This window comes from Mesorhizobium sp. BR1-1-16 (genome assembly GCF_020165495.1).
Taxonomy (GTDB): domain Bacteria; phylum Pseudomonadota; class Alphaproteobacteria; order Rhizobiales; family Kaistiaceae; genus Kaistia.
Map to the genome: position 1 here is coordinate 1,202,185 of NZ_JAIUIE010000001.1, position 17,084 is coordinate 1,219,268.

15 protein-coding genes are annotated in these 17,084 nt (G+C 64.5%); 6 read left to right on the forward strand and 9 right to left on the reverse strand.

What is annotated here, in order from left to right; translation table 11 throughout:
* Positions 1–48: 48 nt before the first annotated feature.
* From LB518_RS05700 to LB518_RS05720, 5 genes are all read left to right on the forward strand, one after another.
* A complete protein-coding gene (locus LB518_RS05700; RefSeq protein ID WP_224574082.1) occupies positions 49–1,368 on the forward strand; it encodes an efflux RND transporter periplasmic adaptor subunit in 1,320 nt (439 codons plus the stop codon).
* Between the two features lie 50 nt (positions 1,369–1,418).
* Positions 1,419–4,580, forward strand: a complete 3,162-nt coding sequence (locus LB518_RS05705) for an efflux RND transporter permease subunit (RefSeq protein ID WP_224574084.1) — start codon at positions 1,419–1,421, stop codon at positions 4,578–4,580.
* Positions 4,581–4,617: 37 nt separating this feature from the next.
* Positions 4,618–5,061 (forward strand): hypothetical protein, encoded by a 444-nt coding sequence (locus LB518_RS05710; RefSeq protein WP_224574087.1) that lies wholly within the window; start codon positions 4,618–4,620, stop codon positions 5,059–5,061.
* Between the two features lie 85 nt (positions 5,062–5,146).
* On the forward strand, positions 5,147–6,442 hold the full coding sequence (locus LB518_RS05715; protein ID WP_224574089.1) for an amidohydrolase family protein: 1,296 nt from the start codon (positions 5,147–5,149) through the stop codon (positions 6,440–6,442).
* A 53-nt stretch (positions 6,443–6,495) separates the two neighbouring features.
* Positions 6,496–7,281, forward strand: coding sequence for an endonuclease/exonuclease/phosphatase family protein (locus tag LB518_RS05720; RefSeq protein ID WP_224574092.1), 786 nt, complete (start codon positions 6,496–6,498; stop codon positions 7,279–7,281).
* A gap of 96 nt (positions 7,282–7,377) precedes the next feature.
* Here LB518_RS05720 and LB518_RS05725 read toward each other — a convergent pair whose 3' ends face one another.
* The 9 genes from LB518_RS05725 to LB518_RS05765 all read right to left on the reverse strand — a co-directional run bounded on the left by LB518_RS05725 (position 7,378) and on the right by LB518_RS05765 (position 16,071).
* The gene (locus tag LB518_RS05725) at positions 7,378–7,614 is read right to left on the reverse strand and encodes a hypothetical protein (RefSeq protein WP_224574096.1); all 237 of its coding nucleotides are present in this window, start codon (positions 7,612–7,614) and stop codon (positions 7,378–7,380) included.
* Between the two features lie 157 nt (positions 7,615–7,771).
* On the reverse strand, positions 7,772–8,977 hold the full coding sequence (locus LB518_RS05730; protein ID WP_224574098.1) for a molybdopterin molybdotransferase MoeA: 1,206 nt from the start codon (positions 8,975–8,977) through the stop codon (positions 7,772–7,774).
* Complete coding sequence (gene moaC, locus LB518_RS05735; protein WP_224574099.1) at positions 8,974–9,456, reverse strand: cyclic pyranopterin monophosphate synthase MoaC; 483 nt, start codon at positions 9,454–9,456, stop codon at positions 8,974–8,976. The genes LB518_RS05730 and moaC overlap by 4 nt, the downstream gene beginning before the upstream one ends.
* The gene (locus LB518_RS05740) at positions 9,453–9,971 is read right to left on the reverse strand and encodes a GNAT family N-acetyltransferase (RefSeq protein ID WP_224574103.1); all 519 of its coding nucleotides are present in this window, start codon (positions 9,969–9,971) and stop codon (positions 9,453–9,455) included. The genes moaC and LB518_RS05740 overlap by 4 nt, the downstream gene beginning before the upstream one ends.
* A 2-nt stretch (positions 9,972–9,973) precedes the next feature.
* Positions 9,974–10,771, reverse strand: a complete 798-nt coding sequence (trpC, locus tag LB518_RS05745; protein WP_224574105.1) for an indole-3-glycerol phosphate synthase TrpC — start codon at positions 10,769–10,771, stop codon at positions 9,974–9,976.
* Positions 10,772–10,775: 4 nt separating this feature from the next.
* The gene (gene trpD, locus LB518_RS05750; RefSeq protein ID WP_224574109.1) at positions 10,776–11,789 is read right to left on the reverse strand and encodes an anthranilate phosphoribosyltransferase; all 1,014 of its coding nucleotides are present in this window, start codon (positions 11,787–11,789) and stop codon (positions 10,776–10,778) included.
* A gap of 10 nt (positions 11,790–11,799) precedes the next feature.
* Positions 11,800–12,411 (reverse strand): anthranilate synthase component II, encoded by a 612-nt coding sequence (locus LB518_RS05755; protein WP_224574112.1) that lies wholly within the window; start codon positions 12,409–12,411, stop codon positions 11,800–11,802.
* A 14-nt stretch (positions 12,412–12,425) separates the two neighbouring features.
* On the reverse strand, positions 12,426–13,940 hold the full coding sequence (gene trpE / locus LB518_RS05760; RefSeq protein ID WP_224574115.1) for an anthranilate synthase component I: 1,515 nt from the start codon (positions 13,938–13,940) through the stop codon (positions 12,426–12,428).
* A 244-nt stretch (positions 13,941–14,184) separates the two neighbouring features.
* Positions 14,185–16,071: a peptidylprolyl isomerase gene (locus LB518_RS05765; RefSeq protein WP_224574117.1), complete on the reverse strand. Its 1,887-nt coding sequence runs from the start codon at positions 16,069–16,071 to the stop codon at positions 14,185–14,187.
* 199 nt (positions 16,072–16,270) lie between these two features.
* On the opposite strand from LB518_RS05765, the gene tpiA reads away from it, so the two are divergent.
* Positions 16,271–17,026 (forward strand): triose-phosphate isomerase, encoded by a 756-nt coding sequence (tpiA, locus tag LB518_RS05770; protein ID WP_224574132.1) that lies wholly within the window; start codon positions 16,271–16,273, stop codon positions 17,024–17,026.
* The last annotated feature ends 58 nt before the right edge of the window (positions 17,027–17,084 follow it).

A 17,084-nucleotide genomic window follows, 5' to 3' on the forward strand; every position in this document is an offset into this window, starting at 1 on the left:
TGACCGTCATTGATATCGGCCGTGATCGGGCCGCTCGGGGGAGATAGAATGAGCCGTCGCGACCTCAGCCTTGTGAGAACCGGCCGCGGACTGCTGTTCGCGGCGGCGTCGGTCGCTGCGCTCTCGCTGGCCGCTTGCAACGAGAAGAACGCTTACGTGCCGCCACCGCCTCAGAAGGTGACGATCGCCCAGCCGGTGCAGCAGTCTGTGACGCTCTATATGGAGCTGACCGGCAACACCGATGCCATCAATCAGGTCGATCTCGAGGCGCGCGTCCAGGGCTTCCTCACCGGCATCAAATATGTCGACGGCCAGAAGGTGAAGGCGGGCGACGTTCTCTTCACGATCCAGCGCGACACCTACCAGGCGCAGCTCGATCAGTCGAAGGCGGCCCTGGCATCCGCCCAGGCCTCGCAAGAGAACAAGCAGCTCGAATATAACCGCCAGAACACTCTGGTGCAGCAGCAGGTGACCTCGGTTGCCAAGGCGGATGACGCCAAGGCGCAGCTCGACCAGGCGATCGCGGCGACGGCGCAGGCACAGGCCGATGTCGAGGTGGCGACGATCAATCTCGGCTACACCGAGATCAAGGCGCCGTTCGATGGCGTGGTCAGCAATCACCTGCAGGATATCGGCGCGCTTGTTGGCTATAGCGGCCCGACAAAGCTGGCGACGATTGTCCAGAATGACCCGATCTACACCTATTTCAGCGTCAATGAGCGGCAGGTGCTTCTGATCAAGGAAGCCTTGACCAAGCGCGGCAAGACGTTGCGCGACGTGCACGACATACCGGTCGAGATCGGCCTCTCGATCGACACCGATTATCCCTACACCGGCGTCATCGACTACATCGCGCCGAATGTCGACCAGAACACTGGTACGCTGACGGTGCGTGGCGTGTTCGACAACAAGGATTCGGCGCTGCTGCCGGGCCTGTTCGCCAAGGTGCGCGTGCCGCTGCAGAAGCAGCCGAACGCCATCCTGGTCAATGATACGTCGATCGCCACGAGCCAGGCGGGAAGCTACGTTCTGGTTGTCGGTTCCGACAACAAGGTCGAGCAGCGCATCGTGAAGCCAGGCCAGCTCGAAGGCCAGCTTCGCGTGATTGATTCCGGCCTCACCAAGGACGACTGGGTTGTCGTCGGCGGCAACCAACGCGCCGTTCCGGGCAATACGGTCGATCCGGAAAAGGGTGACATGAGTGCCGCGGAGCCCGCAGCGGCGCCGGCACGGGCGGTTGCACCGCCGGCCGGCTCCGAACCGGCCCCCGCTGCGACGCCAGCTCCGGCATCGACGACACCTGCACCAGCATCAGCACCGGCTCCCGCCGCTACGCCGGCGCCGGCGCCGGCTCCAGCGACCCCGTGAGGGCTTCGACCTAACGCGACATATCGGCGACCCCAGGGCAGGCGGCTTTCATGTTTTCAAAGTTTTTCATCGAGCGGCCGGTTCTTTCGAACGTCCTCGCGCTCGTCATCGTGCTGCTCGGCGCGGTTGCGCTCTACACGCTGCCGGTGTCGCAATATCCCAATGTCGTGCCACCGACGATTCAGGTCTCGACATCCTATCCCGGCGCCAGCGCGCGCACGCTGATGGACACCGTCGCCCTGCCGATCGAAGAGCAGGTCAACGGCGTTCAGGGCATGATTTACATGCAGTCGACGAGTGCCAGCGACGGCACTTACAATCTCGTCGTCACATTCGACATCGGCACAGACCCCAACGAGGCGCAGGTCCTCGTCCAGAACCGTGTCTCGATCGCACTCGCCTCGCTGCCGCAGTCGGTCCAGGTCCAGGGCGTCAACGTCCAGAAGAAATCGACCGCGATCCTGCAGTTCATCACGCTGTTTTCGCCGGATAAGACCTATGACGGGCTCTATCTGTCGAACTACGGCGTCATCAACGTCCAGAACGAACTGGCGCGTATTCCAGGCGTCGGCAATGTCACGGTGTTCGGCGCCGGGCCCTATGCCATGCGCATCTGGATGGATCCGGACAAGTTGCAGTCGTTCGGGCTGACGCCGAATGACGTCGTCAATGCGATCCAGCAGCAGAGCCAGGAAGTCACGGCCGGCATGACCGGCATGCCCCCGGCGCCGGATGGCCTCAATTTCCAGTATACGGTGAATGTCGACGGGCGCTTCAGCGACGCGCCCGATTTCGAAAACATCATCGTCAAGGTCAACAACCAGAACGGCGGGCAGATCGTGCGGGTGCGCGATATCGGCCGCGTCGAGCTCGGCTCGCAGAGCTACAGCCATACGGCGACGTTCAACAATGCGCCGGCGGCTGCGATTGGTATCTTCCAGCTGCCGGACGCGAATGCGCTTGCCGTTGCAGATGCCGTCTCGGCCAAGATGCAGGAACTCTCCAAGGCGTTCCCGCCGGGCCTCAAATACGAAATTCCGTTCGACACCACCAAATTCGTGACCGCTTCCATCGACGAGGTCTACAAGACGCTCATCGAGGCGGCGATCCTCGTGCTCATCGTCATCCTGCTGTTCCTGCAGGATTGGCGCGCCATGCTGGTGCCTGCGACGACCGTTCCCGTCACGATCATCGGTGCGTTCGCCGCGATGGCCGCGCTCGGGTTCACGGTCAACACCGCGACTCTGTTCGCCATCATCCTGGCGATCGGCATCGTCGTCGACGACGCGATCGTGATCGTGGAAGGCGTTTCCCGCCATATGGAGGCCGGCATGACCGGCCGCGAGGCGGCCGTGAAGGCCATGAACGAGCTGTTCGGCCCGATCATCGGCATCACGCTGGTGCTGATGGCCGTGTTCCTGCCTTCCGCGGCTTTGCCGGGCCTCACCGGGCAGATGTATCAGCAGTTCGCGCTCGTGATCGCCGCAACGGCCTTCATCTCCGCCATCAATGCCATGACGCTGAAGCCGACGCAGTGCGCGCTCTGGCTTCGCCCGCCGATCGCGCCGGAGAAGAAGAACTTCTTCTTCCGCGGCTTCAATCATGTCTATGACTGGTGCGAGCGGCACTACGCAGGCCTGATCCGTCATATGGTCAAAGCCAGCTACCTGATGCTGCTGGTCGCCATAATCCTGGTCGGCGTCGCCTTCTGGGGCATGAGCCGCATTCCGACGGCATTCCTGCCGAATGAAGATCAGGGCTATGTCGTTATTTCGGTGCAACTGCCTGAGGGCTCCTCGCTGCAGCGCACCGATCGTGTCGTCCAGGAAGCCACGAGCATCGCGCTTAAGACGCCCGGCGTCGCCAATGCGATCGGCATTACGGGCGTATCGGTGCTGGACAATTCCGCGACCTTGTTCAATGCCGGCGTTGTCTACGTCATGTTCAAGGACTGGTCGGTTCGCGGCAAGGCCGAAGGCCTCCGCGCGATCTACGAAAATCTCTCGGCGTCCCTCAACAACATGTCGGACGCGACCGCCTTCGTGATCGTGCCGCCCCCCATTCAGGGTATCGGCAGCACCGGCGGCTTTACGATGGAAGTCCTGGTCAAGGACGGCAGCTCCGACTTCCACAGGCTGCAATCAGCTGTCGGCCAGCTGGAGACCAATGCCGCGACGCAGACCGGCCTGCAGCGCGTCAATTCGAGCTTCAGCGCCACGACGCCGCAGTTCACCCTCAAGATCAATCGCATCCTCGCGGAAACGCTGGGGGTCACGGTTGGTCAGGTGTTCTCGACCATCGAGGCCTATCTAGGCTCGACCTATGTCAACCAATTCACGAAGTTCAATAACGTCTTCCAGGTCTATGTGCAGGCCTCGCCCGAGAGCCGCGTCGATCCGAAGGACATCCTGAACCTCAAGGTGAAGACGAAGACCGGCGACATGGTGCCGCTCGGCACGCTGATCTCGTTCGACAACACCGACGGTCCGCCGCTGATCACGCTCTACAATCTCTATCCGGCCGCGACGCTGGTTGGCGGTCCCGCAGCAGGCTTCAGCTCCGGCCAGGCGATGCAGCTTATGGGACAGATCGCGGATCAGACTCTGCCGCCGGGCTATGGCTATGCCTGGACGGCGATGTCGTACCAGGAGCAAATTGTCGGCAACGACATCTATTTCGTCTTCGCGCTGGCCGTGGTGCTGGTCTACTTCGTGCTGGCCGGCCAGTACGAAAGCTGGATCCAGCCGCTTTCGGTCATCCTCGCGGTGCCGCTGGCCTTGCTTGGGACGGTGATCGCGCTGACCTCGCTCGGCCTCGCGAACAATCTCTACACGCAGATCGGCATCATCCTGCTCATTGCGCTCGCGGCGAAAAACGCGATTCTGATCGTCGAATATGCGCGTGAGAAACGAGCAGAGGGCATGGAGATTGCCGAGGCGGCGGTCGAGGCGGCGCGGCTGCGCTTCCGCCCGATCCTGATGACGTCGTTCGCCTTCATCCTCGGTGTGCTGCCGCTGGTGTTCGCGACCGGCGCCGGCGCAAGTTCGCGCGCTTCGATCGGCATCGCCGTTGTCAGCGGCATGCTGGCGTCGACCTGCCTCGCGGTTCTGTTCGTGCCGTCCTTCTTCACGGTGCTCCAGCGTCTTGAAGAACGGGGCCGGGGGCCGAAATCTGCCGTCGCATCGACCGTGCCGGCCATGACCGCCGATTGAGCGCTTGCGCATGACCGCGAGGGGGGAGCGAAAGATGTTGTCGAAGTTCAAAATAGCGACGCTGGCAGCGACGGCAGGGCTGATTGTTTCCACGGCGCCGGGCAACGGCCTGGCTCAGTCGACCGACCAGCAGATGCAGCAGATGGAAAAGAAGCTGGATATGAACGCGACGCCGGACATGGCGGCGCTCGGTTTTCAGGATGACCTCGCAGCGCTCGAGGAGTGCCAGTCCTCCTGCAAGCCGATGATCGACCGGATGCTCGGCAAGTACAAAACCGACCCGAAGCTCGGCGGCAATCCGAAGCTAGGCGCGAGCGACGCGGCGCAGCTCGCGGCCGCCCTCGCGACCGCAGCGGCGACGCTGCCGAAGGCCGAGGCCGAACAGGTCGGCAGCGAGGTGACAGCCTCGCTCGGTGCCGATGCCGGTGCGGCCTTCGCCGGAGCCTATGCGGGCACCACGGCGCCGTATAATCCGCAGTAGCGTCAACGACGCTGCGAAGGCGGCAATGCTTGCAAAGCCGCGCTGGTCCTGATCGGATATCAGGATCAGCACAGTCGGGGCATGCATGGCATTCGATCTCATCGTCAAGAACGCAACTCTTCCGGACGGACGCTCCGGCGTCGATATTGCCGTCGACAAGGGCAAGATCAGTGCGGTCGAGCCGTCCATTGCTGCAGAGGCTGGGCGAATCCTCGACGCGCGGGGGTATCTCGTCACGCCGCCATTCGTCGACTGCCACTTTCATATGGACGCGACCTTGTCGCTCGGCCTGCCGCGGATGAACGAGTCGGGCACGTTGCTCGAGGGGATCGCGCTCTGGGGTGAGCTCAAGCCGCTGCTGACACATGAGGCGGTGATCGAGCGTGCGTTGAAATATTGCGACCTCGCGGTCGCGCAGGGCCTGTTGGCAGTGCGCAGCCATGTCGATGTCTGCGACGATCGCCTGCTCGCTGTCGAGGCATTGCTCGAAGTGCGGGAAAAGGTGAAGCCCTATCTAGACCTTCAGCTCGTCGCTTTTCCGCAGGACGGCTACTATCGATCGCCCACCGCCGCGCGCAATCTCGAGCGCGCGCTCGACATGGGCGTCGACGTCGTCGGTGGCATCCCGCATTTCGAGCGTACGATGGCCGATGGCGCTGCTTCGATGAAGGCACTCTGCGAAATCGCGGCCAAGCGCGGGCTGATGATCGATGTTCACTGCGACGAGAGTGACGATCCGTTATCGCGCCATATCGAGACTTTGGTATCGGAAGTTCATCGCCTCGGGCTTGGCGGGCGGGCGGTCGGCTCGCATCTGACCTCGATGCATTCGATGGACAGCTATTACGTTTCGAAGCTGTTGCCGCTGATGCGCGAGGCTGGCGTCGCCGCGATCGCCAACCCCTTGATCAACATCACATTGCAGGGCCGCCACGACACCTATCCGCGTCGCCGCGGCCTGACGCGGATTGCCGAAATGCGGGCACTTGGCATTCCCGTGGCGCTCGGTCAGGATTGCTGCATGGATCCGTGGTACGGCCTCGGCCATGCCGACATGCTGGATGTCGCGAGCATGGCCGTCCATGCCGCGCCGATGACGAGTCGCGAAGCCATCCGCTGGGCATTCGAGGCCGTGACGACGGTGCCGGCAGCGATCCTTGGGCTCGAAGGCTATGGTCTGGCGCCGGGCAACAATGCCGATTTCGTCATTCTGCAGGCCGCCGATACAATCGAGGCCGTGCGCATGCGGGCCGCGCGCCTCACGGTCGTCCGCCGCGGCACGGTGATTGCCGAGACGCCGCCGCGCACCGCCGCCCTCAACCTCGCTGGCCGCCCGGCCGCCGTCGATCCCGCCGCCTATGCGCCGAAGACGACCCATTGATGGGAACGAGCCCGGCCTGTGCGAATTGCCAAAGGCGGCAACAAGGATAATCAATGAGCCGGTTTCGCATTCTCTCCTACAATGTCCATAGCTGCATCGGCACGGACAAGCAGCATTCGCCGGAGCGGGTGGCGCATGTCATCGCGAGCTGCAAGCCCGATATTGTCGCATTGCAGGAGATCGATGTCGGACGACCGCGCACCGGCAGCATCGATCAGGCGCGCACGCTCGCGTCCTTGCTCGGCATGGAAGCGCATTTTCACGCCTCTACCCATGTTGGGCCCGAACGTTATGGCGATGCGATACTGACGGCCTTGCCCATCTCGATGGTGCGGACCGGTCCATTGCCGGGTTTTCATGACCGCATCAAGGTCGAGCCTCGCGGCGCGCTCTGGGCGTCGATCGATGTCGGCGGCGCCGCGCTGCAAGTGGTCAATACGCATCTCGGCGTCTGGCCGCACGAGCAGATGCTTCAGCTTTCGACGCTGCTTGGGCCCGATTGGCTCGGCCATCCCGATTGCCGCGATCCCGTCGTATTCGTCGGAGATTTCAACGCGCCGCCGGGCCTGTCGCCTTATCGGCGGCTGGCGGCACAGTTTACCGACGTCCAGAAGGAGTGGGGTGACCGCAAGGCAAAGCCGACATTTCCTGGGCGAATGCCGACGCTGAGGATCGACCACGTATGGCTGCGGGGGAGGGCGAAGGTTGAAAATGTCGAGGTCGTGCGCACGCCGCTGTCGCGCGTTGCCTCGGACCATCTTCCACTTGTCGTCGATATCGATATCCGGGCCAACGACGCCCGTGACCATGGGTCAAAAAAGCGCGTCAGCACGATGTGAGCCAGCTAACGGTCACTGCGGCGATTTTGCCGGTGCACCAACATCACCTTCCCGGCGCCTTGATGGCGCCGAGGAACGTCCAGCAGGCAACCTTGATCAGCGATAGATCCAGCTTACCCAGCGTGAATGAACACGCTGCGGCCGGTCGCTGCGGCGGGGCAGCCGCGACGGCGGCGGTGTTGCATTGAGCCGGTTCAGGTCCGCAATCAGATTGTCGTAGCGAGTCAGGCCTGAGCTGTTCATATGGCACAGCATCAATGCCCCGGCGGCCAGGCTTGATCCGATACCGAGATTACGCGGACTGACAGAAGCCTTATTCGGCATGCGTTCCATGATCTCCCTCCCGGCATTCGACCATCGGAAGTGAACGCTCCGGTACGGGAGTCGTTCCGTTTGATCCGATACGGGTGGTCCAGAAGTAGTACGCGCGTTCTCATTAAAAGTGAATGTTTTATTAACAGTTCACGCGCAGGCACAATTTTTATTCAAATCAAGGCAAGATGATGACGTCGCATGGATCGCCAGCGATAGCCGCCTGCGCATGCGGCGGCCGGACGATGAGGCAACCGGCCTTTGCGAAGGTCGACAGCATGGAACTGTCCTGCCGTTCGAAAGGTGTCGCGATCCGCGTGCCATCGGCGGCAACGGCAATGTTGGCGCGAAGATAGTCCTGCCGACTGTCATTGGCGCGCAAAGGACCGCCAAGTCGGGCACGGACCAGGGGCTCGACGGGCGCGAGCCCGAGCATCGCCTCGACGAGCGGCCGCAGGAACAGCAGCGAGCAGACGAGGCTGGAAACCGGATTGCCGGGGAGGCCGAGAACGCGCATCGCGCCGAGCCGGCCGTAGATCAGCGGCTTGCCGGGCCGCATGGCGATGCGCCAAAAGCCCAGTTCCATGCCGCGCGCGGTCAACACTTCCTGCGCGAAGTCGTGGTCGCCGACAGAGGCGCCGCCGAGCGTCACGAGGATATCCGCGCCCGTTGCCGCATCGATCGCGGCGGCAAGCTTTTCCTTGTCATCGGCAACAATGCCGAGATCGCGCACGTCGCCGCCGAGCGATTGGACAAGGCCGGCGATGCCATAGCTGTTGGAGGCGACGATGCTGTCCTCCGCAGCGCCGCTGCCAGGCGGGACAAGTTCGTCGCCGGTGGCGATGATCGCGACGAGCGGCTTCCGGCGGACTGGCAGTGTGCCATGGTCGAGCGCCGCCGCCAGGGCGAGCTGGCGCATGTCGAGCCGCAGTCCGGCGGGCAGCAACTCTGCGCCTGCCTCGAAATCCAGACCACGCCTGCGGATATGCTGGCCGGGCCGGACGATCTCGCGGGCAGCAATGCGAGCCTCCGACAACCGCTCGACATCCTCCTGCAGCAGGATCGCATCTGCCCCTTCGGGAACGACTGCTCCGGTGAAGATCCTGACCGTTTCGCCCGGACCGATCAGACCGGCGAAGGGGTGCCCGGCAGGCGCCGTGCCGATGACGACGAGTTTGGTGGGCAAGGTAGCGACGTCCGCCGCGCGAACGGCATAGCCATCCATAGCGGAGACATCGCGCGGCGGTTGCGAGCGGCGCGCGGCCAGCGGCGCTGCAAGCACACGGCCGAGGCCGGCAGAGAGCGCGACGGCCTCGGCCTCGAGCGGAACGATGCCGTCGAGCACACGCCTGATGGCCTCCTCGACGGGCAGAAGTTCCTTCAAGGCTCCGCCTTCCAATGACCGGAGCGCCCGCCCTGCTTCTCGACAAGCCGGATGGGGCCGATCACCATGCCCCGATCGGCCGCCTTGGCCATGTCGTAGATCGTGAGACAGGCGACGGAAACGGCTGTCAGCGCCTCCATTTCGACGCCCGTTCTGTCAGCGACCTTGGTGGTCGCGCGGACACGAAGGCCCGGCAGCGTCTCGTCGACCTCGATGTCGATCGTGACTTTGGCGAGCATGATCGGGTGACAGAGCGGCACGAGTTCGTGCGTCTTCTTGGCCGCCATGATCCCGGCGATGCGCGCCGTCGCGAACACGTCGCCCTTGGCGAGATTGCCGGCCGTGATGAGCGCCAGCGTTTCGTGCTGCATCTCGACGGCGCCTTCCGCGACCGCGACGCGGCTCGTCACCGCCTTTTCCGAAACATCGACCATATGGGCCGCGCCGGTATCATCGAGATGGGTGAGGCGGGCTGTCATCGGGCAAGCTCCTTGCGCATGAAGACCCGGCGATCAAGCGGCAGTCCGGCCGCGTGTTCCGCGCCATTCAGCAGGTGAAAGGCAGGCCCCCAATCCTCTATTTCGACGGGCTTGAAGCCTCGCCGCGCATAGAAGGGGGCGTTCCAGGGCACGTCGACGAAGGTCGAAAGCGTGACGGCGCCAAGACCGCGGGCGAGAGCGGCCATGTCGATCTCAGCGAGCAGCCGGCTACCGATGCCTCGGCGGCCCGAAGCCGAGGCCACCGAAAGCTCGTAGATGTGAAGCGCATCGTCGAGAAGGCCGGCAAGGACGAACCCGACCAGCCCGTCGCGTTCCGTCGCCGCTCCGAACGCAACGCCTTTATTGACGACCGCGCGAATGAACGGCTCTGGCGTCGGAACATCATCGGCGATTGCCGCAAGGCCAACTTCGCGAAAGCGTTCGGCGGCGTCGCGCTCGATCGCGGAAAGGCAGGATGCCTCCTCCGGAAGGAGGGCGCGAATCGTCACCGTCATGATCAGGTTGCCGGCGTCAGCAGCGCCGAGGTCGCGGCGGCGACATCGTCTTGCCGCATCAGGCTTTCTCCGACGAGATAGGTATGGATATTGACGGCGCGCAGGCGGGCGATGTCATCGGGCGTATGGATTGCGCTCTCGCCGACGATGATCCGGTCGGCAGGCACGCGCGGCGACAGGCGCTCCGATGTTTCGAGCGTCGTCTCGAACGTGCGGAGGTTCCGGTTGTTGATGCCGATAAGCGACGAATTAAGGCGAAGCGCAAGCTCCAGCTCTGCCTCGTCATGCACCTCGATCAGCACGTCGAGGCCGACACTTGCCGCAGCGTCCTCGATCTCGCGCGCCATCTGTTCGGGGATTGCGGCCATGATGATCAGGATGCAGTCGGCGCCGAGAACCTTCGATTCGAACACCTGGTAGGGCTCGAAAATGAAGTCCTTCCTGAGCGCGGGAAGATCGACCGCGTCGCGGGCAGCGATCAGGTAGTCAGGCGCGCCCTGGAACCACGGCGTATCGGTCAGCACCGACAGGCAGGCCGCGCCGCCGTCCTGATAGGCTTTGGCGAGAGCCGGCGGATCGAAGTCCGGCCGGATCAGGCCCTTGGATGGGCTCGCCTTCTTAATCTCGGCGATCAGCGCCGGCTTGCCATCGGCAAGCTTGCGGCGGATCGCGTCGCCGAAGCCCCGTGCCGGGGCCGCATCCATCGCGCGCGCCTCCATCTCGCTCGGGCGGATGCGCTCCTTGGCCAGTGCGATCTCGTCGCGCTTGGTCGCCTCGATCTTCTTCAGGATGTCGGTCATCGTCTCATCCGTTCGTAACGGCTACGAGCTTGTCGAGCCGCGCCATCGCTGCCCCGGTGTCGATTGCGTTCGCGGCGCGGGCGACGCCCTCGACCAGCGACGTCACCTTGCCGGCGACGATCAGCGTCGCGCCTGCATTGAGCAGCACCGTATCGCGATAGGCCCCTGGCGCGCCGCCGAGCAGCGCGCGCAAAGCCGCTGCATTCTCGGTTGCATCGCCGCCTTTGATCGCTTCGGGCGGGGAAAGTGGCAGGCCCACCTCTTCCGGCGTGATGGTGAAGGTCTCGATCCGGCCGTCTTCCAGCGCGGCGACGCGGGTCGGTCCCGTCGATGTGATTTCATCGACGCCGCCGGCACCATGCACGATCCACGCGCGCTCCGATCCGAGCGCCGCGAGCACGGCCGCGAGCGGCTCGAGCCATTCGGCGGCGAAGACGCCGACCAGCTGCCGCCGCACGCCGGCCGGATTGGAAAGCGGTCCCAGCAAGTTGAAGATCGTCCGCGTGCCGAGCTCGACGCGCGCTGGCCCGACATGCTTCATCGCCGCATGATGGGCCGGCGCGAACATGAAGCCGATGCCCGCCTCGCGAATCGCGGTGGCGATCGTCTCGGGCGGAACATCCACATTGACGCCGAGCGCCATCAGGACATCAGCAGCGCCCGAGCGCGATGAGAGCGCCCGATTGCCGTGCTTCGCGACTGGGACGCCGGCTCCGGCCACCACGAAAGCCGAGGCGGTCGAGATGTTGAGCGTATGCGAACCGTCGCCACCCGTGCCGACGACATCGATCGCGCCCTCGGGCGCCTCGACGGTCAACATCTTCGAACGCATCGTCGCGACAGCGCCGGCGATCTCATCCACGGTCTCGCCGCGAACCCGCAGCGCCATCAGGAAGCCGCCGATCTGGGCGGGCGTCGCGTTGCCCGACATGATGATGTCGAAAGCCGCCTCGGCCTCGGCGCGGTCGAGCGCCTTGCCGGAAGCGGCCTTTGCGATATAGGCCTTGAAATCGCTCATCGTGTCGCGCTCATGCCACCGACCGCGCCTGGCGATGCCGCCGGTTCCAGTCCCCGGCGATGTCGAGGAAGTTCTGCAGCATGCGGTGGCCATGCTCGGAAGCGATGCTTTCCGGATGGAACTGCACGCCATGCATCGGCAGCGTCTTGTGCATGGCGCCCATCACGACGCCATCCTCGGACTCGGCGGTGATTTCCAGCACGTCCGGCATCGTCTCGCGGCGAACCTGCAGCGAATGATAACGCGTCGCCTGGAACGGCCCGTTGATGCCGCGAAAGACGCTGCGGCCGGTATGGTTGATCGTCGAGATCTTGCCGTGCATCTGAGAGGGAGCGCGCACGACATCGCCGCCCATTGCCTGGCCGATGGCCTGATGGCCGAGGCAGACGCCGAAGATCGGGATCGTCGCGCCGGCCTGGTCGATCAGGTCGAGGCAGATGCCCGCCTCATTCGGCGTGCAGGGGCCCGGCGACAGCACGATGCCCTCGGGATCGAGGGCCATCACTTCGTCGACGCTGATCTTGTCGTTGCGGCGGACCATCAGCTCCGCGCCGAGCTCGCCGAGATAATGGACGAGATTGTAGGTGAAGCTGTCATAGTTATCGATGACGAGAAATGCCATTGCCGTTCCTCCGCCTACTGCCCGCGTCCGGCCTGGGAAGCGAACTTTACCGCTTCCTCGGCCGCACGGAAGAGGGCCCGTGCCTTGGCGATGCATTCCTGGTGCTCGCTCTCGGGCACCGAGTCCGCGACGATGCCGGCTCCGGCCTGCGCATACATCTTGCCGTCCTTGATGATCGAGGTCCTCAGGACGATGCAGGTGTCCATGGCGCCATCGGCCGAGAAATAGCCGACGCAACCGGCATAAATGCCGCGTTTCTCGCCTTCGAGCTCGTCGATGATCTGCATCGCGCGGACCTTGGGCGCACCGGAAACCGTGCCGGCGGGGAAGCCGGCGGCGAGCGCATCGAGCATGTCGTGAGGGGCGGCGAGGCGGCCCACGACATTCGACACGATGTGCATCACCTGGCTGTAATATTCGAGGAAGAACTTGTCGGTGACCTTCACCGAGCCGATTTCCGCGACTCGGCCGACATCGTTGCGGCCGAGATCGAGCAGCATCAGATGCTCGGCCAGTTCCTTCGGATCAGCGAGCAGCTCCGCGGCCAGAGCCTTGTCGAGCTCGGGCGTGGCGCCGCGGCGGCGCGTGCCGGCGATCGGGCGGATGGTGACCTCGCCGCCGCGCACGCGGACGAGGATCTCGGGGCTGGAGCCAGCAACGGCGAAGCCGCCGAAATCGAGGAAATACAGGAAGGGTGAGGGATTGGTGCGCCGGAGCGCCCGATAAAGCGCGAAGGGCGGCAGGCTGAACGGGGCTTCGAAGCGCTGCGAAAGCACCACCTGGAAGATGTCGCCGGCTGCGATGTACTCCTTGGCCTTGGCGACCATCTCGAGATAGCGCTCATGCGGCGTGTTCGAGACGACCGGCACGTCTAGATCGACGTCGGAGGCCCCCGCGACGCGGGCCAGCGGCCCTTCCAGCGTATCGACGATATCGGTCAGGCGATCGACGGCTCGGCGATGTGCCTCCTCCGCCGAAACCCCGTCCGCCGGGCGGATCGGCGTCACGATGGTGATCTCGTCCTTTACGGCGTCGAAAATGACCATCACCGTGGGGCGCATCATGATCGCGTCCGGCAGGCCGAGCGCGTCGGGATTGGGCGGACCGAGATCCTCCATTTGCCGAACCATGTCATAGCCGAGATAACCGAAGATGCCGGCCGACATCGGCGGCAACTCCTCAGGCAGGTCGATATGCGATTCGGCGATCAGCGCGCGGAGGACATCCAGCGAGCGCCCTTCCGCTGGCAAGAAGGCTTCACGCCCGGGCGCAACGGTCCGGTCAATCTCGGCCTTGTCGGCATGGGCCCGAAAGAGCAGGTCGGGCTCGATGCCAATCATCGAATAGCGTCCGCGCACCGCGCCGCCTTCCACCGATTCGAGCAGGAAGGTGTTGGCGCGGCCTGCGGAGAGCTTCAGCATGGCGGAGACGGGCGTCTCCAGGTCGGCGACAAGGCGGGTCCACGCGACCTGCGCCTTGCCGGCGGAATAGTTGCGCGCGATCGTCTCAAGCGACGGCTCGATCAGCATGATATCTGTCCAGGGTCTCGGCGGGCAGAAATGCCCGGATGTCGGCGGTTGTGGCGGCGTTGCGTCAGCCCGGCATGGCCAGGCATGGCGATCAGCGCCATCGCCACCCGGCATGCCACCGCGCGTCGCCATGCCAGCGCCGCGCAGCCGATCCGGCGCCCCTGCCGCAGCCAGCCGCCGCCGGCCGCTGCGTGCGGCTCGAAGATGGCAGGAGGAGGGGGCACAGAGACGACATCGTTTCCCTTTAGCTCGCGCCGATGACGCGCTGCAGCGCCTGCTGGTTGACCTTGGCGCCGAGCTCGTTCTGCAGCTCGGCGATATATTGCTGCAGCAGGTCATTCTGCATCGCATCGGCGAGCTGTTTGGTCAAGGAAGCCTGGGTCGTATCGTCCTTGACGAACGGCGTATCGGTCACTTCGTCGACCTGCAGCACGATCTGCTGGTCGGGCGTAACGCCGGCGACAGCCGTCGCATACCCCTTCGGTCCGGCAAACGCTGCCTTCAGCGCATCGGTCGAGAAATCGGCCGGCGGCTTGCTGCCGCGCGTCTGGTTGGCGTCGGTCTGGACGGTCAGCTTGAGCTGGTCGGCGATCGCGTCGAGCGTTTCGCCCTTGGCAATCCGGGCTGCCGTGTCCTTGGCCTTCGCCACGAGATGCTCGGCAATCGTCGCCTGCTTCCAGGCGGCAGCGACCTTGTCCTTTACCTCTTCGAGCGGCCGGTCATGCGCCGGGTCGATCGACGTCACGGCATACCAGACGACGCCATCGCCATTATTGAGATAGGGGTTGTCGATGCCGACATCGCTTTCGAAAGCGGCCTTGAGCAGCGCGTCCTTCGTGGGGATGTCGGCGACCGGGGTGCCATCACCACTGTTGCCGGACTGGTCGACGGTAATCGTCTTCACGGCCAGCTTGTTCTTGGTGGCGATTTCCTGAAGCGTCGAGCCGCCGGCGCGCGCGTCCTCGATGGCGTCGCGCAGAGTGCCGATGTCGTTGCGGGCCGCGGAGAGCGCGAGGTTTTTCTTGATCTCCGCCTTGACGCTGTCGAAGGGCTGCACGGTCGCCGGCGTGATGTCGGTGACCTTGAGCAGCACCGGGCCAAAGCTGCCGACGACGACGTCGCTGGTGCCGCCCGAAGGCAGCGCGAAGGCGGCGTCCGCGACTTTCGCATCGATCAGCTTGTCCCGCGTGACCACGCCGAGATCGGTATCGACGAGCTTCTTGCCAGCGCCCTCGACGACGCTTTCGAATGTCGCGCCGCCCTTGAGGCTGGCAGCGGCCGCTTCGGCGGTGCTCTGGTCGGAGAAGATGAGCTGATAGACGTGACGCGCTTCCGGCGTTGAATACTGTGCCTTGTCGGCGTCATAAGCCTTCTGCGCCGCCGCATCGTCGATGTCGGACGGCCGGGCGACGTCCTCCGGCGACACGGAGAGGAGCGCGATCTCGCGCAGCTCCGGCCGGCGCCAGTCAGCCTTGTGATCGTTGTAGAAGGTGGTGAGCTGTTCTGCGGTCGGCTCGCCGACATCGGTGATCAGCGAGGCCGGCAAGACGAGGTAGCGGATGGTCCGTGCCTCGGTCTGGTAGGTGTGCAGCGCCTCGGCCAGCACGGTCGGCATGGTGGCACCGCCCGAAATGCTGTCGGCGATCTGCTTGCGCCGCTCGACATTGCGGCGCTCCATCACATAGTCGTCCTCATTGAGGCCGTTCGCCCGCAGGACCTGAACGAAATAGGCGCGATCGAACGTTCCCGCCGGGCCCTTGAACGAGGGATCCGCAGCAATTTCCTTCACAAGCGTATCCTGCGACACGCCGAGCGCGAGGCGCTCCGCCTGGTCGTCGAGCGCCGCTTCGGTGACCAGCCGGGCGAGGACCTGATTCGGAAGGCCGAAGGCCCGCGCCTGGTCGGGGGTCACCTGCGTGCCGACCTGCTGGCTGACGCTCTGCAATTCGCGGCGATAGGCGCGATCAAAGGCAGCGACGGAAATTTCCGAATTGCCGACCTGCGCCACCGTATTGGTGCCGATCCCGCTCAGCGCGCCGGCGATGCCCCAGACGCCGAACGAAATGATCAAAATACCGATCAGGACTTTCGCCACCGGACCGGAGGCGTGTTTACGCATGGAATCGAGCATCGGTATCCTCTGAGCGAGCGGGGCGGCACGGCCCCGCCTGGGGCGCGCGATCATAGAAAGGTGATCTCGCCGGAGCAATAGCAGCCGTCATCGATCGATTTTGGCCATCCGGCCGCTCGAAACGGCCTCTTGACTCGGGATGGTCAGGTGGCCGCATACAGCATCACCGTTATATTCGCCGGATAATCAGGATCGATCGATGGCCCTCCGCACCCCGCTTGTCGTCGGCAACTGGAAGATGAACGGCCTCAAGGCCTCCGCCGCCGAATTGGGGCGCATGATCGAGGGCTATGGACCGGAACTGCGCTGGAAGGTGCAGATGGCGGTCTGTCCGCCGGCGACCCTCATCCAGACCTTCTGCGTCGCGGCGCTCGGCTCGCGGATCTGGATCGGCGCGCAGGATTGCAACGCCCAGCAGAGCGGCGCCTTCACCGGCGACATCTCGGCGGAAATGATCGCCGATTGCGGCGGCGGCCTCGTGATCGTCGGCCATTCCGAGCGGCGCACCATCTATGCCGAGACCGACGCCGAGGCGCGCGCCAAGGCCGAGGCCGCGCGCCGCGCCGGGCTCGTCGCCATTCTGTGCATTGGCGAGACCGAAGCCGAGCGGATGGACGGACGGGCAATCGCCGTGATCGACAGCCAGTTGTCGGGGTCCGTCCCCCACGGCGCGACGGGCTCCAATCTCGTGCTCGCTTACGAGCCGGTCTGGGCGATCGGCTCCGGCCGCACGCCGACCAACGCCGAGATTGCCGAGGTTCACGCCCATATCCGCAAATGGCTCGACCATCGCTTCGGCAGGGAAGGCGAGCGCATTCGCATCCTTTATGGCGGTTCGGTCAAACCCGCGAACGCGGCCGAAATCCTCGCCATCGACAATGTCGACGGCGCGCTTGTCGGCGGCGCGAGCCTTAAGGCGGCGGATTTTCTCGCCATCGCCGCTGCCTATGCATGAGGGCGAGCGGCGGCCAGGCCTTGGCCTTGGCACCGCTCATTCCCATATCCGGGTCGCC

Bases quoted from the DNA above. Each gene is read 5' to 3' on its own strand.
- LB518_RS05700 (WP_224574082.1), top strand. From the start codon at position 49: ATGAGCCGTCGCGACCTCAGCCTTGTGAGAACCGGCCGCGGACTGCTG.
- LB518_RS05705 (WP_224574084.1), top strand. From the start codon at position 1,419: ATGTTTTCAAAGTTTTTCATCGAGCGGCCGGTTCTTTCGAACGTCCTC.
- LB518_RS05715 (WP_224574089.1), top strand. From the start codon at position 5,147: ATGGCATTCGATCTCATCGTCAAGAACGCAACTCTTCCGGACGGACGC.
- LB518_RS05720 (WP_224574092.1), top strand. From the start codon at position 6,496: ATGAGCCGGTTTCGCATTCTCTCCTACAATGTCCATAGCTGCATCGGC.
- LB518_RS05725 (WP_224574096.1), bottom strand. From the start codon at position 7,614: ATGGAACGCATGCCGAATAAGGCTTCTGTCAGTCCGCGTAATCTCGGT.
- moaC (WP_224574099.1), bottom strand. From the start codon at position 9,456: ATGACAGCCCGCCTCACCCATCTCGATGATACCGGCGCGGCCCATATG.
- LB518_RS05740 (WP_224574103.1), bottom strand. From the start codon at position 9,971: ATGACGGTGACGATTCGCGCCCTCCTTCCGGAGGAGGCATCCTGCCTT.
- trpC (WP_224574105.1), bottom strand. From the start codon at position 10,771: ATGACCGACATCCTGAAGAAGATCGAGGCGACCAAGCGCGACGAGATC.
- trpD (WP_224574109.1), bottom strand. From the start codon at position 11,789: ATGAGCGATTTCAAGGCCTATATCGCAAAGGCCGCTTCCGGCAAGGCG.
- LB518_RS05755 (WP_224574112.1), bottom strand. From the start codon at position 12,411: ATGGCATTTCTCGTCATCGATAACTATGACAGCTTCACCTACAATCTC.
- trpE (WP_224574115.1), bottom strand. From the start codon at position 13,940: ATGCTGATCGAGCCGTCGCTTGAGACGATCGCGCGCAACTATTCCGCC.
- LB518_RS05765 (WP_224574117.1), bottom strand. From the start codon at position 16,071: ATGCTCGATTCCATGCGTAAACACGCCTCCGGTCCGGTGGCGAAAGTC.
- tpiA (WP_224574132.1), top strand. From the start codon at position 16,271: ATGGCCCTCCGCACCCCGCTTGTCGTCGGCAACTGGAAGATGAACGGC.